The sequence below is a fragment of the Sporosarcina sp. A2 genome (assembly GCF_050858885.1).
Lineage (GTDB): Bacteria > Bacillota > Bacilli > Bacillales_A > Planococcaceae > Sporosarcina.
Genome location: NZ_CP193898.1, coordinates 3,022,252 through 3,038,509 on the forward strand (window position 1 = coordinate 3,022,252; position 16,258 = coordinate 3,038,509).

19 protein-coding genes are annotated in these 16,258 nt (G+C 39.4%); 5 read left to right on the forward strand and 14 right to left on the reverse strand.

The features are described 5' to 3' along the window. The 7 genes from ACRPI0_RS15365 to ACRPI0_RS15395 form a co-directional block, all read right to left on the reverse strand. Window positions 1-1,374, reverse strand: coding sequence for a phosphoribosyltransferase family protein (locus ACRPI0_RS15365; RefSeq protein WP_432353642.1), 1,374 nt, complete (start codon window positions 1,372-1,374; stop codon window positions 1-3). After that, window positions 1,322-2,494, reverse strand: a complete 1,173-nt coding sequence (locus ACRPI0_RS15370; protein WP_432353643.1) for an HpcH/HpaI aldolase/citrate lyase family protein — start codon at window positions 2,492-2,494, stop codon at window positions 1,322-1,324. The genes ACRPI0_RS15365 and ACRPI0_RS15370 overlap by 53 nt, the downstream gene beginning before the upstream one ends. Before the next feature lie 82 nt (window positions 2,495-2,576). Next, window positions 2,577-3,332 (reverse strand): TerC family protein, encoded by a 756-nt coding sequence (locus tag ACRPI0_RS15375; protein WP_432353645.1) that lies wholly within the window; start codon window positions 3,330-3,332, stop codon window positions 2,577-2,579. 57 nt (window positions 3,333-3,389) lie between these two features. Next, window positions 3,390-3,968, reverse strand: coding sequence for a TerD family protein (locus ACRPI0_RS15380; protein ID WP_432355984.1), 579 nt, complete (start codon window positions 3,966-3,968; stop codon window positions 3,390-3,392). An 82-nt stretch (window positions 3,969-4,050) separates the two neighbouring features. Beyond that, complete coding sequence (locus ACRPI0_RS15385; RefSeq protein ID WP_432353646.1) at window positions 4,051-4,629, reverse strand: TerD family protein; 579 nt, start codon at window positions 4,627-4,629, stop codon at window positions 4,051-4,053. Between the two features lie 174 nt (window positions 4,630-4,803). Then, complete coding sequence (locus ACRPI0_RS15390; RefSeq protein ID WP_432353648.1) at window positions 4,804-5,409, reverse strand: TerD family protein; 606 nt, start codon at window positions 5,407-5,409, stop codon at window positions 4,804-4,806. 243 nt (window positions 5,410-5,652) lie between these two features. Further along, window positions 5,653-6,837 (reverse strand): DUF4317 domain-containing protein, encoded by a 1,185-nt coding sequence (locus tag ACRPI0_RS15395; RefSeq protein ID WP_432353649.1) that lies wholly within the window; start codon window positions 6,835-6,837, stop codon window positions 5,653-5,655. 222 nt (window positions 6,838-7,059) lie between these two features. On the opposite strand from ACRPI0_RS15395, the gene ACRPI0_RS15400 reads away from it, so the two are divergent. Next, window positions 7,060-7,482 carry an organic hydroperoxide resistance protein gene (locus ACRPI0_RS15400; RefSeq protein WP_432353650.1) on the forward strand — a complete coding sequence of 141 codons (423 nt, stop codon included), beginning with the start codon at window positions 7,060-7,062 and terminating at the stop codon, window positions 7,480-7,482. Window positions 7,483-7,567: 85 nt separating this feature from the next. On the opposite strand, the gene ACRPI0_RS15405 is transcribed toward ACRPI0_RS15400, so the two are convergent. Then, the gene (locus tag ACRPI0_RS15405; RefSeq protein WP_432353651.1) at window positions 7,568-7,855 is read right to left on the reverse strand and encodes a hypothetical protein; all 288 of its coding nucleotides are present in this window, start codon (window positions 7,853-7,855) and stop codon (window positions 7,568-7,570) included. A 223-nt stretch (window positions 7,856-8,078) separates the two neighbouring features. Between ACRPI0_RS15405 and ACRPI0_RS15410 the strand changes: the two genes are divergently transcribed. Then, on the forward strand, window positions 8,079-8,570 hold the full coding sequence (locus tag ACRPI0_RS15410) for a hypothetical protein (protein ID WP_432353652.1): 492 nt from the start codon (window positions 8,079-8,081) through the stop codon (window positions 8,568-8,570). Between the two features lie 102 nt (window positions 8,571-8,672). Here the strand turns inward: ACRPI0_RS15410 and ACRPI0_RS15415 are convergent, their stop codons facing one another. From ACRPI0_RS15415 to ACRPI0_RS15430, 4 genes are all read right to left on the reverse strand, one after another. Continuing rightward, window positions 8,673-9,422, reverse strand: coding sequence for an alpha/beta hydrolase (locus ACRPI0_RS15415; RefSeq protein WP_432353653.1), 750 nt, complete (start codon window positions 9,420-9,422; stop codon window positions 8,673-8,675). A 16-nt stretch (window positions 9,423-9,438) separates the two neighbouring features. Continuing rightward, on the reverse strand, window positions 9,439-10,065 hold the full coding sequence (locus ACRPI0_RS15420) for an NUDIX hydrolase (RefSeq protein ID WP_432353654.1): 627 nt from the start codon (window positions 10,063-10,065) through the stop codon (window positions 9,439-9,441). Window positions 10,066-10,218: 153 nt separating this feature from the next. Next, a complete protein-coding gene (locus ACRPI0_RS15425) occupies window positions 10,219-11,001 on the reverse strand; it encodes a TatD family hydrolase (RefSeq protein ID WP_432353655.1) in 783 nt (260 codons plus the stop codon). A gap of 10 nt (window positions 11,002-11,011) precedes the next feature. Beyond that, window positions 11,012-12,085, reverse strand: a complete 1,074-nt coding sequence (locus ACRPI0_RS15430) for a helix-turn-helix domain-containing protein (protein ID WP_432353656.1) — start codon at window positions 12,083-12,085, stop codon at window positions 11,012-11,014. Between the two features lie 264 nt (window positions 12,086-12,349). On the opposite strand from ACRPI0_RS15430, the gene ACRPI0_RS15435 reads away from it, so the two are divergent. Both ACRPI0_RS15435 and ACRPI0_RS15440 read left to right on the forward strand, forming a co-directional pair. Further along, window positions 12,350-13,534: a YhgE/Pip domain-containing protein gene (locus tag ACRPI0_RS15435; RefSeq protein ID WP_432353657.1), complete on the forward strand. Its 1,185-nt coding sequence runs from the start codon at window positions 12,350-12,352 to the stop codon at window positions 13,532-13,534. A 46-nt stretch (window positions 13,535-13,580) separates the two neighbouring features. Continuing rightward, entirely contained in the window at window positions 13,581-14,120 is a 540-nt protein-coding gene (locus ACRPI0_RS15440; protein ID WP_432353659.1) for a PadR family transcriptional regulator, read from the forward strand. 130 nt (window positions 14,121-14,250) lie between these two features. Here the strand turns inward: ACRPI0_RS15440 and ACRPI0_RS15445 are convergent, their stop codons facing one another. After that, a complete protein-coding gene (locus tag ACRPI0_RS15445) occupies window positions 14,251-14,934 on the reverse strand; it encodes a type 1 glutamine amidotransferase domain-containing protein (RefSeq protein ID WP_432353660.1) in 684 nt (227 codons plus the stop codon). 73 nt (window positions 14,935-15,007) lie between these two features. Here ACRPI0_RS15445 and ACRPI0_RS15450 point away from each other — a divergent pair, with 73 nt between their 5' ends. Further along, window positions 15,008-15,343: a MerR family transcriptional regulator gene (locus ACRPI0_RS15450; protein ID WP_432353661.1), complete on the forward strand. Its 336-nt coding sequence runs from the start codon at window positions 15,008-15,010 to the stop codon at window positions 15,341-15,343. Window positions 15,344-15,409: 66 nt separating this feature from the next. On the opposite strand, the gene ACRPI0_RS15455 is transcribed toward ACRPI0_RS15450, so the two are convergent. After that, on the reverse strand, window positions 15,410-16,243 hold the full coding sequence (locus tag ACRPI0_RS15455; RefSeq protein ID WP_432353662.1) for a MetQ/NlpA family ABC transporter substrate-binding protein: 834 nt from the start codon (window positions 16,241-16,243) through the stop codon (window positions 15,410-15,412). Window positions 16,244-16,258: the final 15 nt, after the last annotated feature.

The following is a 16,258-nucleotide window of genomic DNA, read 5'->3' on the forward strand; positions in this document are numbered from 1 at the left end:
CTATCCTAAACAAACAACGTGTAGTTTTTGTATCATATTTAGTTCGCATACTAGTGACTTGAGTCTTTCCATACTCTGAGATCGTTCGAGAAATATAAATGCTTCATCATAGTGACGCTCTGAAGTATTGTATAAATAATTCATTACAGAAGGGTCTTCCGGACTTTCAAATTGGATGCGTGTCTTGATTGGATAATCAGTAAGAGAAAGCGGAAATATCGGACTCCTCGTTGTGGAATGGTAAGCAATACCTGCTCCCATATGAGCTGAAACTTTCATAGGAATATACATGAATTCCCCTGTTCCTAAGCACAATGTGTTCCTTCCAGAGCGATGCCCCTGTAAGTACTGTCCTACTTCTTTACAATAGTCTTCAATCGTCATCTGGTGGTTGGATTCTAAGCCAAACCTTCCTGTCATTGCTGAATAAGGCTTTTTATTTACTAGTCCTGTAGAGTCGATGGATGGATAGGCTATCGGCTGCAATGGTTTTGATAGTTGCGATACATCGATCCAATTCACTTCAGGCATTTCTTCATCTTTACGTTCAATGATGCACTCTTCTTCTAGGTTAGGAGTTCCTTCAACTTGAATGGACCCCGACACAAGGGAAACTACTTCAATTACAATATTGTACATGCGTTCAACAGCACGGACTTGTTCAATATCATCTTGTTTCCGCCAATCCAATAGCGACAAAATTACATACTTTTTACGCGGAAATCTTTTTTGCAGAGAAGCTATTATATTCAAAGCAGTTTTTCCTGTGGTGATTTCGTCATCTACAAGGACAATTGTATGATCGTTTTCCAAATAGTGCAGTGGCGCATAACAGCGTTGATCTACGGCGTGAGAATGCTCTTCTTCAAAGTAGAGAGTAACTTTTTCATCTAACAGCTTTTCTCTAGTAGAATGCATATATATCGAATCTTTAAAGCAATCGAACACACTATGTCCGAGGCCAGTAGCCGTTTCAGCAAAGCCTATGAAAACGAGGGGTTCCCCAACGGATAATTGAAGCTCTTGAACTGAAGTATATGCCGTGTGTAATGATTCCTCTGTTTCTTCTATAAGTGCTTCAATCCACTTTTCTTTCCCCGGCAGTTCATTCCCGGTTGTCTTTTCATAGTACAGCGCCCCGAGTAAGGCACCTGCAATATGGGGGATTTGTGGACTGCGCGCTATGTGCTTACCAAGTATTTTACTGACAAAAAGAAACGATCTTTTTTTATTAATTCGTGCTGCCATTTCATATAAGCTGTCGATTGGCAGCTTATATGGATTTCGATCGATTTGTACAGATACTTTCATATCACCAATTTCATGTGCGATCCATTTCGGATAAGAGTTGGATAAATGTGCTACTTTCATCATACACCCCGTATATTTCAGACTTTACTAATACCTTTTTCGCCCAATTTAAATGGGGCTTAATTTCGTTCATCTTATTTTGAAACGCACTTTTAAATACACCTTTTTCTCCTGTAGCTTGTTCAATAATTCCTAGTGCATCTACGTATTCCTCTTTCGACACGACATGTAACGATTGCACAGGTAATAGATGAGTAGGGTGTATAATCGTTTTGCCTACTAGACCATTCGCTTTATCCAACAACGTTTCTTGAATTAACCCGTCAAAATCTTTTCGAATTAGTTCTTTTCTTAATAGTATACCTTGAGAACCTGACTGCTCCTCAAAAAGGGTTTCCCGTAACTGCGGTTTCAAAATACGATCAGTAGAGGTGAAGTGCTCCCAGACTGGTCCTGAAACGACATAACCTCCTGGCTCCCTGCTGAAAATATTAACAATATCTGTGATTAATTCATTAATAATAGAAATTTCGTAAACAGTTGTCTCGCTGTCTCTTCTTAGTCCATATAATCCACATAAATCGGTTGCACCAATTCGAATATTCAGTACATAGTCCGCATAACGATCTACAATTTCTTTAATCAAGAGGAGTTCGTTTAACCTTCTCTCCTTATAAAGTACATGTGGAGATTCTAAAATCGGCATCCCATACAACAACGTTTCTTTACTATGATTGAGATTTTGTAAGGCACTCAAATACTCTTCGGCATTTTCGGACGAAAACTTCGGAAATACAAATCCCACTAAGTTTATAATCGATTCGCCTAAGCGATTCACTACATCTGTCATTTGGTCAACAGTTCGGACCCGAATGAAAATTAAAGGAATGTCCTGCTTTTGAAGTATACCGCTCTTAACTGCTTCATGAATAGATTGTAAATGACGAATCAGTATAACTTCTGCCAGTTCCACTTCCGAATCTCCAATAGAGTCTTCCAAGCAAATAACGATAGTCACGAGCTCTTTATACTTGTTAGTAATAACTACGTCTGAAATGTCTTGTCGCGTCGCGGGCATGTATAAAACTGCTCCTAGACTGTGAGCTAACAAATTTTTATCAGTTTCTTTTGTAATGATACTTGGTACTTTATAGAACAAACGTTGCACTTGTATTTCTGACAAGTCGTTAAAATATCTCACTACACGCACCTTCTTCTGCATTTAGATATAAGAAAAAAGAAGGACAAGCCTTCTTTTTAACTATTTATAGGGGTTGTTTAATTCGCTTTAAGTTATGAATGATAAAGGTACCTAGGAACATTACGATTAGAATTACAAAGAATGCAACATGTGTAATTTCGAGCCCTATGACACTCAGACCCATCTTAATGGCAATCAATGCAATTAAAATGTATGCCGTTGTTTCAAGTTCAGGAACTTTTTCAATTAGTTTTAAAAATACGCCTGCAATTCCACGCATCATGAGTACACCGATCATACCACCTAATAGCAAGACCCAGATCTGTTCGCTTACTCCAAAAGCAGCTAGGACACTATCTACAGAAAATGCGATGTCCATTACTTCTACAGCGACTACAGTCCCCCAGAATGTACCGAAGAGTCGGATCAGAATTCCTGTCGCTTTTACATCCTCAATCTCTTCTGCGTTTCCGCTTTTAGACTTATCGATAAAGTACTTAATGGATAACCAGGCAAGATAAGCAGCGCCTAGAACTTTCACCCACCATAATTTAATGAGGAATACACCAACACCAATAGCAATGAAGCGGAACGCGTATGCACCAATCAATCCATAGAAGAGAGCCTTTTTACGTTGTTTAGGAGGTAAATGTTTAACCATAACAGCGAGTACGAGCGCGTTATCCGCTGACAAAAGTCCTTCTAAAATGACCAGAGTACCAATTAACCCCCAACTTACAGGATTGGTTAGTACCTCTGCCCACATATGCCAATCGAAAAACGATGCGTATGTGTTTAGTATTCCGTGTAAAATATCCATGTTATCTCCCTGCCGACAAACAGCTTAACACTGTCTGTCTACTTACGATTTTCACTATTAAACATCTAGACCATAGTTGCGGCAAAGTGCTTCTAACCCACCAGAAAATCCGCTACCAATCGCGTTAAATTTCCATTCGTCTCCATGTCTGTACAATTCGCAAAATACGACTGCAGTCTCAATTGAGAAATCCTCGCCTAAATCGAATCTCAGCAATTCTTCACCAGTTGCTTCATCAGAAAGTCTTACAAAGGCATTCGAAACTTGACCAAAGTTTTGACTTCTTTCTGGTGCATCGTGAATGGTTACAGTAATACCAATCCGATTTACGTATGCCGGAATCTTAGAAAAATCGACAATGACTTGCTCGTCGTCTCCGTCTCCCTCACCCGTGCGATTATCGCCTGTGTGAATGACAGATTTACTCGGGTGTTCTAAGTTATTATAGAAAATGAAGTCCGTATCGTTTTGACAACGGTTGTTTTCGTCTACTAAAAAGGCAGATGCATCCAAGTCGAATTCCTTCGAACCTGAATATTTGTTTGTGTCCCAACCTAATCCAATAACGCCTCGAACAAGTCCTGGATTGGTTTTTGTTAAATCTATTTTTTGACCTTTAGATAATGTAATTGCCAATTCAATCATTCCCATCGCTTAGATTTAAATGTGTATTTTCAAAAGTTTACGTAACGATATATTTCCATGAAGTGTAAAAGGATTATACTTGTAGCCCGTAATCTTTTACAAGAGATGCTAAACCACCTTGGTATCCGCTACCAATAGCATTAAACTTCCACTCCGAGCCGTGTCGATATAACTCACCCACGACGATTGCTGTTTCGATAGAGAAGTCTTCTCCAAGATCGTACTGAACTAGTTCTTCTCCAGTCGCATCATTCACGATTCGGACATAGCTATTCGATACTTGTCCAAAGTTTTGACTACGTTCTTCAGCTTCATGAATTGTAATGGCAAATGCAATCTTTTCTACTGAAGAAGGAACGTTTGTTAAATGAATTTTAACCTGCTCATCATCCCCGTCCCCTTCACCTGTGAGGTTATCACCAGTGTGGACGATGGATCCATTACCACCTTCAAGATTATTGAAGAAGATGAAGTCTTTATCTGACTCACATTTACCAGAACCATTTAAAAGGAATATAGAAGAATCAAGGTCGAAGTCATTTGAACCATCGTACTTATTTGTATCCCATCCTAAACCAACTGTAATGTTAGTTAAGCCTGGATTTGTCTTTGTCAAATCTACCTTTTGACCTTTACTTAGTGAAATCGCCATTTGAATAGCCCCATTTCTTATAATTGATTGCAACCGAAATACTGTACATGTTTACAACAAATCACAACTTATCTATTGAAAAGCTGTGATTTGTTTCTAATTAGATACAGAAGTAAATCTAGAATCTCATATAGTTAAGTACGATATTACTGACCAAAAAGTTTCAAAAACTTTTTAAGAATAATGTTTCACGATATCTTGAAGTCCTGGATCTTTTGAACCCGCCCCTAAAGCTCCAAACTTCCATTCACTACCGTGTCTATAAATTTCTGCAACTGTTAAACTTGTCGAGCCTGAATAGTTCTCAGATAGATTAAACTTCAATAGTTCATTTTGGTTTGAAGCATTCAACACACGAATGTATGCGTTCTGAACTTGCCCAAAATCTTGTTTGCGTTTAACACAATCATATATATTTACGACGAAAATTAGTTTGTTAACATTGGCTGGAACCTTTTGAAGGTCGACGATAACTTGCTCATCATCCCCATCTCCTTCGCCTGTAACATTGTCTCCGGTGTGTTGAACGCTTCGGCATTTACTTGTTAAGTTACCAAAATAGATCAACTGACTTTTCTCTTTGAACTTGTCATCTTGCAACATAATAACCGATGCATCAATATCCATGTTCGCACCACTTCCACCGCCAAATAATCCACCGAACAGTCCTCCAGATTTTTGTTGGATTGGATCCCAACCTAAACCAACTACAACTTTAGAGAGTCCTGGGTTTTCCTTCGTCAAATCAATGCGCTGACCTTTTTTCAAAACAATCGCCATTTCAATCACTCCTTTATACTATTTACACGATAATCTCTTTTTCTACATGATTCTCCATCTAGAATAATACTACTACATTCTCAATCAATTATCCAAAATCTTTCAGAAAATTTAACCAGTTAACTATTCCCAATTAAGCTAACGAAAATAACACATGACCTCAATCAATTTCAACTCGCAAACGACTTTTCAGATTAACCTGTACGTGCACAAATAGATTCAAGTAATGAGTTATAACGCCTCTTACAACTCTTCTTCCATTAATGTAAATCCTTCAATAACGGTATCTTCTTCCACTTCAATTAAAATACAGCGTTTACCGTTGTAATTGACTTGTTTCACGTACCTTAAATCTTGAGGGCTAATCGAGATATTTGCAACTTTTGTGCTGATTTTAATGGACTTAGATGTGTAACTTGGAACGACATGACTCGCTTTCAATTCATAAGTTTCATCGTCAACTACGGATTGGAATGCTTGTTGTACTTTCTCCTCGTCGACATCAGTTGCTCCGCTCATCTTGAGTACTCGTTCTAATTCTTTCGTGTCCAAGATTGGAACGTACTCTTCGTCTTCTCCCTCATCCTCTACGATAGTCATCCGATTGATTTCATCATATACGTTCGCAAGCATTTTAGGATTCACTTCGTCTCCTACAACCTGTTTAACAATCTCTTCAAATACCGCTTTGTCGTCTTCTGCTGTCATAATTTCTTCTCCGTCCAGCACATTTTCGATAAATTGGTAATCTGGCTTATTCGCTTTGCCAGCTGCGTAGAGAATGTGGTTGACGTCAGCAGCGTTATCCGTAAAGCATGGAAATAAGAATCCACCAATAGGGGACGCAAGCTTTACAACAGGGTCCGCCATCTCACTCGACTTAAATTCACGTTCCACAAAGTCGAAGATAAGTGACGGCTTGGGAAGTTCCGTATAGTTCATGCTACAAAGAATAAAGGGCGTCGTGTAAGCTTCGTCCCCTTCAGCCATTTCCAACTCTTCTAGATTCTTTTTCGTTGGCTTATAATACTTGCCACGAATGAATGTAATAACGAGGTCTTTCTCGTACTGGGCGTCCGTCACCATTTTTTTAGCGATGGACTGCATGCCTTCTTTCCACTCGTCAACTTCTTTTGTGTTGAGCCCTGCATATAACAGTTGCTGCGTATGATTGGTCTGCTCCTCTTTTACTTCTGCAAATCGAACTTCAAACAATTTCATGTCCAATTTTCCACCGAGTACTTTTTTGAAACTCGCTAAAAACAGTTCCTGTTGCTCACGCTCCATCAGCCCGAAAGCTTGACTCTCCTCGTGATAAATTTCATCACTCTCCTGACGAACATACACGTTATAAATGTCCGTAATCATCAGTAAGTCCGTATCCAATTTAAACTGCTTTCGTAGTGCAGCAACGTCTTTTTTGTTCATTGTAAGTCCCTGCTTTCTCTTATAGGAATTCATCATTTCAAGTTGGTTTTTTATTCTTCTATTACACTTAAATCAGTATAACAATGTTTACATGGAAATAAAAACGTACGTTCCGTTCACTTATCCTCTGCAACATGACATATGTCTCCGGACGGTTAAGAAATACGATACAGGGTAAAGACGGTATATGATTTAAAAACGAACTTGAGGAGAAGTGATATCATGTCAGAAACACTATTTACATCAACCGCAACTGCTAAAGGTGGACGTGAAGGACACGTTCAATCCTCCGATAATGTCGTGAGCTTTGACACGGCGATGCCAGGAACTCCTAGAGCTAAAAAACTAGTAGGTTCAACCAATCCCGAGCAGTTGTTTGCAGCAGGCTATGCGGCATGTTTTGATGGTGCCTTACAATTAGTTGCTGGGAAAGAGAAAGTGAAATTCGAATCTGAAGTAACTGCAAATGTCAGCCTACAAAAGGACGAAACAGACCATGGTTTCAAGTTGGCTGTTAAGCTCCAAGTGAAAGGTACAGGTATTGAAAAAGACCAGCTGCAAGATTTAGTTGAAAAAGCACACCAAGTTTGTCCATACTCAAAAGCGACAAGAGACAATATAGAAGTCACACTCGAGACTGTATAAAAACTTTTAAACCTAAAAATCCCACGAAATGTAGATTACTTTCATTTCGTGGGATTTTTATAATCTGTTATAAATAATAGGCATCTTACTTACGAGTCACGCTAAACAGTGCGATCAGAATACTAACACTAAAAATGATGATGGGAACAGGTAGTGACCAGATGTTTGCCAATGTGACGAATGCAATGCAAACACCAAGTGAACCAAGGAGTGCAGCTAAATAACTCGTTTTACTATCATTCTTCATAGCTCGATATAAGACAATGACAGGAATATTAGATACGACTAGAAATAACAAACCTTGTAAACCGTCTACTGATATGATGGATGTTGAAGCAAGCAGTTGTTCAACTTTATCTGATTCGATGTTCATCGTAATTTCCCAGTTCTTTTTCTTGCAACCCGAAACAGCCTAGAGATAGCATTGTCCATTGTCGTAGGAACATTATTGATAATGGCTTTTGTAAAAGTATTTTGTGCAATGTTCTTTGCGTCTTGAAGACAGAAGCTGAGCTTCTTCAAATAGGATTCACTGACTCTGAATTCGGGCATATTCTATGTAGACGTAAAGAAAGCATTCTGTAGGAGGAATTAAGATGACTAATTATTTGTCTTTTGCGGGAATCGTAACTGCCATTAGTGACTTTTCAGTCGGACAGTATAACGAAGTAGGCTGTTATAAGCTTATGTCTGTTGATAATGGCTATGGAAACGTAGTAAATTTTGTAGTGGCTCCGACCACTTACTTTGTGGATCACGAAGTCGTATCGATTGGGGACCAAGTAACTGGATTTTATGACGGCAATGCTCCGACGCCGCTCATATTCCCCCCACAATTTAATGCATTAATTGTATCTAAAAATACGACTGGACAATTTGTGAAGGTGGATTATTTTGATGAGCAATTGGTGAGCAGTGATCACACGTTACAACTGAATTTGAGCCCCGCTACTAAAGTCGTCCTGCAAAATGGGCAACCATTCACCGGAAACCTTGCTAACCGAGAATTACTTGTTGTGTATGGTGCAACAACTCGTAGCATTCCGGCGCAAACGACACCTTATCAAGTCGTTGTTTTATGCTCGTGAGCTAAGAGATTTCTGCATGCGGATACCTATTCTGCATGCAGTTTTTCTTTTTCTACGTTATCAAGTATTATCTAACACTTTTCTAACCTGTTGAGCTGATCTTTAATCGTTTAGTTCCCCCAAAAAGTCTATAACGTATCTTACGGTGTCTTGAATTTGCTGATCTCCCTGAAGAGAAGATTCTCCATCGCCCTTTTGATGACCATACTTGCCAAACCCGCCGTGGTTCCCACCCTTTATTTCGATGAATTTAGTGTCGCTCGGTAGAATCGACTTCGCTCCTTTCACTTTTTCCAGGTCTGCTACTTCGTCATTGCTACCGTAGAGTGACAGCACCCTCAACGAGGTTTTGCTTAAATCCGTTTTACTCTGCGGATACGATGCGAGTAATATAAGCCCTTCGATTTCATCATGCTCCAGTGCATAATCAGCAGCCATCACACCTCCAAGCGAATGACCACCTATGACCCATCTTTTAATCTCTGGATGTGATCGAATGATTTCATCCGCTCGATTCGGGGAAAGAATCGCCAAGTTGAATGGTAGATCCGCAATTAAAACCGGATAGCCTTCTGCTGCAATTCCCTTTGCCATCCCTGCATAGGCAGTAGCTTCCACCTTCGCACCCGGATAGAATATAAATCCAATATCTTTACTCGTTGAAACAGGGGTGAATAGTAAATCTCCATCCTCTACTACCTGTACTTGGTTATCAGATTGTAAGCTCTCCTTTGCAGCTGGGCTCGCTTCGTAGGATGCGCTAACGAAAATGAAAAAACCAGCTACAGCAAGCACTAGTACCACTACGATTCCAATAAGAATTTTAACCTTCCACGACTTCTTTCGATTCATCCTCTTCACTCCTCGTTCAATCAATCCGCTTCATGATATCGATAAAATACTTTAGAATTCTAGCAGTCAATCCCCAAACCGTATAGTCGCCATACTCGTAAAACCATTCTTCCTGGGAACGTTTTCCCCATTGGTATTTCTCCCCGTTGTAGATTTTGTCAAACGGAAAGTCGGGTAGTGGTGTAGGTTGCACCGGTACCCGATGTAAAACAGGTTCATGCTCCATCAGCCATCTTAGTGGAATTGCAATTACTTCTTCTACTTCGTCTTTGTTATAGGAGTATTGGATTTGGTGATAATCGCATACCGCAACGAACGGATACACGACAAACGATGGGGATGCGATATAAGGACTTAGCTTTCCTATAACTTTCACTGTATCTGGGTCAACCCCTAATTCCTCTTTGGTTTCCCGCAATGCGGCTTTCATTGGTGAAGCGTCTGCTGCGTCAATGCGACCGCCTGGAAAACTAATATCCCCTGGTTGTTTGCGCATCGTTAACGCACGAACTTCAAATACAACATGCCACTCCCCTTCGTCTTGAACGAGTGGCACTAGTACTGCCGAACGAAATGCCGTTTCTTCACCTATAAATAAGAAGTCATTGTTCTCCAATTTATTCTTCAAATCGTCTAAGAACATAAAGTTTTTGCACCTCCATGTTTTCTATTCGTTCCATCGTATCATTGAATGAAAATTGCTGAAAGATGGAGCTAATACAAGTGACGGAATTCTATCAATAAAAGTAAAACACCCAACTCCACGACTGTTAGCTAGGTTGGATGCTCACACTATTCATTTATCTATCCGATAAAAGTTCTTCGTCGAAACATAAAGCTGGCGATACGTTTCTTCTACGTCTAATTTCTTCAACTCTGCGATCGCCTGGACGCTATGATGCATCATTGAAGGATGAGTCATCTCCCCTGAAAAAGGTCCTTCAAATGGCCATGGACCATCCGTTTCCACCATTAGTTGTGAAAGTGGAGTCTGTTTTACAAGATGCTGGATCTTTGGCTTATACGTGACGTCCGGTGTAACTGAAATAACATAACCATTTGATAATATCCTCTCGAGCACGGCGTCACTTCCTTTAAACCAATGAAAGTGTGCTTTTAAGACGTGATGCTTTTCCAATAGATCACATACAATGCTGGCGTCTTCATAGACCGCATGCAGCACGATCGGCAATTCACAAGCTACAGCCTTTATGATGAACTTCTCCAACAACTCTAGATAAGGTTGTAGCTCTAGCTCAGGGTTTTCCTTTCGCAAATAATAAGGTAGTCCGACCTCCCCAATTGCAATTATCTGGTCCTGTTTGTCATCAATCAGTTCCATGATTTCTGCAAGAGCATTATCACTAGGCACTGGTTGCTCAGGGTGATAACCTATAGCTGGTTTCACACGGCTATCTAGTCGTGCGAGTTCCAATGTACGATAGGATGATTCCAAATTGTTCGAGACAGCGATTAGTGCATTCACTGACATAGCCTCTAGCTCTTTCATCAGACGTGTTCTGTCAACTTCTTCATACATATCCAAGTGAATGTGTGCATCAAGTAAATTATGGCGCATGAATGGTCACCTACTTTACCTTTTTTATCAACTCTATATATTGTGTATCCCCATATCCAATCATCGGAAAAACCTCAAGTAATCGTTTCATTAATTCGGATTGCGGTACCTGTTTGTTTTTTGAAATGTATTGAGTGACAACGTTATGTTCTGTTTGCATTTCTAAAAACAGCTTAACTGCCTGATACATTACTGGAATCAGCTTTTGAGAAGGCATTACCTGATTCACTAAAACGTCTTCATAGACTGAGTCGTAGAATCCTAACATCATCTCCACTTGATTCACTTTAAATTCATCCTCCCTAAAGCTATTCAAGAATATCTTCCCAACGTAGTTGGACTTCTCGAGATAGGCAAGAATGGTCAAAAGATTCATCTGGCAAAACATGTCTTTTCCAAACCACAAAACGATATAATTGTACTTCTTATTAAATAACTTACTCAATGGTTTTATGACGGTGTTGCTGTAACTATCTACAGATACATTATGACCTAACGCCCTAGTCTGCATGAATGTGGAATCAAAAATAGATGTAGTAGTTGCATGTACACACATTGCTTCATTGAACGGAGCATAATCAGAATCTCCCATTAGTCTTTTACTGTTAAAGTCCTCATACATCATTTGTCCATTTAATATATTCAATACATCTCGGTCAAATAATTCACTCTTCCTATTTTGTAATTGGACAACCTCGGTCTCTCTGTTGTTCATCTTATATTCATCCTTCCCCTGACGAATTGTGAGTTTAGTAAATGATTGTACTGGTAGTTGATGCAATTGAAATTCCTTTGGATTCATTCCGAAAACATCCTTAAAAGCCCTACTATAAGCTTCTTGTGACGAATAACCATAATCAAAAGCTATATCGATGATTTTACGATTGTTAACTAGATCCTCCGTAGACAAATATAATCTTCTAAGGAGAATGTAGCGCCTTATACTGAGACCCGTCGCCTGATGAAATTTAAATGAACAGTAGTATGGAGAATAACCCATATTGTTTGCTAACTCCTCTAAAGAAAACTCCCCATGTAATTTGTCCTCAATCCAATAAATCAGTTGCTGTATGCACTCATTCATTTCCATCACTCCTAATAACCAGTATAAACGGTAGCCACTCTATTCATTTGATAGTTGTTGCTCTTATGAATTAAAGATAATCCCATCCAAATCAGTGACGTAAGTCATTTATCTCACTTGCTTCAACTCCTATTTAATTCAGCTACGATCAAATAAGTTGACTTTCTAGGAAAAAAGATTAAAATTACAAAGTACTTTAAACAAAGCACTTTTTATAAAGTGGTAAAGTTAAAGTTTATATTGAATCAGAGAGAGGAAAAAAACATGAAATTCACTCAATTTCTAAAAACAAGAGGCTCTATCGCCGCCATCATTATGGGGGTATTCTATGCGGTTGCCATGCTAGGGATTTTCTTACCAGGCTATACGGCAATTCCAGGAAATATTGACGACTTACCGATTGCCATCATTAATGATGATGCAGGTAAATATGGTGCAACAATTGCTAGTCAACTTAAAGAAAATCTTCCTTTTAAGGAGATAGAAACTGATATACAAAACAAACAGGCACTAAAGAAATTGGAAAAAAACGACTTAGCCTTAGTCGTTCACATACCAAAATCATTCTCTTCTGATATGCAAAGTGGTGAGACATCTTCTAGTATCGACTTTACAATTAATGATGCTGGAGCAACAGTCATTCCTTCTTCTATGAAGTCAGTTGTGACAGAAATTAATAACCAATTGAGTCAGCAATTCTCTCAACAAACTGCTCAAAGCGTATTAATGAACTTTAATGTACCTGAAAAGCAAGCTACTGAATTAGCTGAAAAAATTGAGTCTGCTTATGCAGGCAACGTAGTGACCATCAACAAAATACCAGATGGCATGCACAATAACATGCTCCCTATGTTCCTAACCATGGCGAGTTATATCGGAGCTATGATCGGATCAATGCAATTAGTGGAAGCATTTAAAGATAGCCGCGGGAAAGCTAGCAAAACACGCTTGTTCATCTACTTACAATTGAGTGCTCTCTTGATTGCTGTGCTATCTTCATTAGCTGCTACAGGAATCACTTTCTTAGTGAATCAACCTGACGGAAGCATGTTCTTGAGTATCGTAGGTCACCAAACTCTTATCTATATGGTAAGTTTCAATTTCACAGCGATTCTTATTTTCTTACTAGGATCCGCTGGTATGATTCTCAATATCCCTCTAATCTTCGTACAAACCTTAGCGAATGGAGCCGTAATATCACGTGATATGATGTACGCACCATACGAATGGGCAAGTCATGTTACACCTATGTATTACTCAGTACAGGGCTATATAGCTGATTTGTACGGAAGTATTAGTCCAAGTCCGTTCCTTTGGTACTTGGCAGCAATCGGTTTAGTCGCTATGGTAATAAATATCATCATCGTTGCAACAGTTCACAGATCGAAACCATCTGACAAGCCAAAAGTAGCGTCAGAAATAGAAGAAATCACTAAAGTGTTAACGTAACCGTGTTATAATAAGAATAATTATTCTTATTTAAGGGGCATCGTGAATGAGCATTCAAGTGTTTATATTAAGCAAACTAATGATAGGTAAAACCTATCCTTATGAGCTGAAGAAACAAATGACTGAACCCATTCCATTGGACGAATTAGGTGGAATCACAGAGAGTAAGCTTTACTATCACTTTGATGCCTTGGCAAAAAAAGGCTTAATTGAACCCGTGGAAGTAATAAAGGAAGAACATCGACCTGATAAACAAGTATTTGCGATTACAGCTAAAGGGCGTGAAGAGCTCCCTAGAAAGATCTATCAGTTGTTTGAATCTGCAAACGATATAAATGACGTAGTCATCGGCTTAGCAAATATCAAATATGTGGATCCTGAAAAAGTAGTGATACTTTTAAAAGAAAGATTAATGATTTATCAAGCACATTGGGATCGTATTATGAATTTTAAAAACGATTCTCACAAAGACAAAAAAAGTGAAAACCTCAATGAATTGCTCGTTGGTTATTTTACAACTAAATCAGATCACACTATTTATTGGCTTGAGGAAGCCATTAAACAAATTGAACAGGGTAATCTTTAAAAGGGACTTTCCAGAAATTCAGTGCAAACTGATTTCTACGAAAGCCCCTTTTTTTTAACATAATAAAGAAGGATAGTAGTGATCGAAGTGGATCACTACTATCCTTCTATTGAATCAATTTTTATTCGATTTATGAGTTGAAAATAGTCAAGACTTCAGATGCTACTGCACCGCCAGAAGCTGGGTTTTGTCCAGTGACAACGCGATTATCTGAAACAGCAAAGGCTGACCAATCATCACCTTTTACATAATTAGCGCCTTTACTGACTAGCGCATCTTCTGTTAGGAACGGTACAGTGTTCTCTAATCCTAATGCAGCTTCTTCTGTATTGGTAAAACCGGAAACCTTCTTGTTTGCGATAAGTGGCTGACCTGAGGCGTCTTTAATATTCACTAATCCTGCCGATCCATGACAAACTGCTGATACGATTCCACCGTTCTGATAGATTGTACTCGCGATTTTCTGTAAATTTTCATCCTCTGGATAGTCCCACATAACCCCGTGGCCGCCAGTGTAGTAGATCGCATCATACTCAGCTGCATTCACTTCACTTGCAGCTAACGTCGTGCCTAGCTTATTCATGAAGGTACGATCTTCGTAATACTTCCAGTCAAGTTCAGACATCTGATCTGCCTGTAAGCTATGTGGGTCAATTGCTGTGTAGCCACCCTTAGGGCTTACATAATCAATCTTGTGACCAACACTCTCCAATGCATCGACAAAGTGTACCGCTTCCCCAAGCCATAACCCAGTAGCGCGTTCTAAATTTGGATATTTGGATACATTCGTGACAACGACTAAAATCTTTTTCATTTCACTCACTCCTCATGTTTGATAAGATTAACCCTAAAGGTTAAACCTTACTTTAAGTCAAGGAGGATGCTCTATGTATCCCATTCAACAAGCAAGCGCGTTAGCTCAGATTCCGTCCAGCACAATCCGGTACTACGAAAAAATCCGCCTTATCCCGCCAATCACGAGAAACACTCAGGGAAATCGCACGTTTGATGATAAAGATATTGAAGTTCTGAATTTAATACGGTGCTTCCGACACCTTGGCATGTCGATAGAGGATATTCGAGAGAACCTCTCAGACATCAATGGTGCGTATGAAAACGTCAATACGAAAGTGATTTTGTTTCAGCACAAAGAGAAGTTGGAAGAGCAAATTCTTATTCTGAATTCATTCATCCGAGAGATTGATGAAAAGATCAAGGCTTGACTGGATCATGGAAAAAAGCTTTAAAAAAAGGGGGATACCCTCTCTTAAAGCCTTTTGATTTTGCTATTAGAATGCTGGAATTGCCGTTTCATCGTAGTTTTCTTCTAAGAATTTACGGACTTCATCAGACGTCATCGCTTTCGCAAGCTTTTGGATTGGTTCCCAGTCCTTATTGTCTTCTCGTGCGATAAGCGTAATCGCGAAATCATTTTCGACACCTTCAGTTAGAAGCGCATCACTTTTAGGCGTTAAATTCAGTGGTGCTGCATAAGCAGGCGTCATGATAACTGCATCCGCGTCGTCATACATTCTAGCTAGCATCAGAAGATCCACTTCCTTGAACGAATAGTTCTTCGGGTTTTCAACGATATCCGCTTTTGTATAGTACGGACCTTCTTTTTCTTTCAACGTGATCAACTCTTGTTGAGCTAATAGTGCTAGAGAACGATCAATATTTGAAATATCGTTCGCAATTGCAATACTCGCACCTTCCGGGAGAGTCTCCATGGAATCATAGTCTTTCGAATAGACTCCGTAATTAGCAAAATAGATCGGAGTGACTGGCACTAAGTTCGCATCATTGTTGCTATTGAACTGTTCCATGTACGGTACGTGTTGGAAGAAGTTTGCGTCCACTTCTTCTGCAGCAAGGGCCGTATTCGGTTGTACGTTATCGCCTAACACGACAATATCAAGATCGACACCTTCTTCTGCAAGCATCGGCTTCACCAAATCAAGAATTTCTGTCATAGGTGGAATGAGTGACGCGACTTTCAAAGTAACTACCTCATCTTCTTTTACTGGTGCTTTTTCAGGCTCGCTGGAAGAATCTGATTTACCGCAACCTGCTGCTACTACAAGAATACTGCTCAATACTAAAAATAAAAGGAATTTTTTCATAGTGGTCTCCTGTTC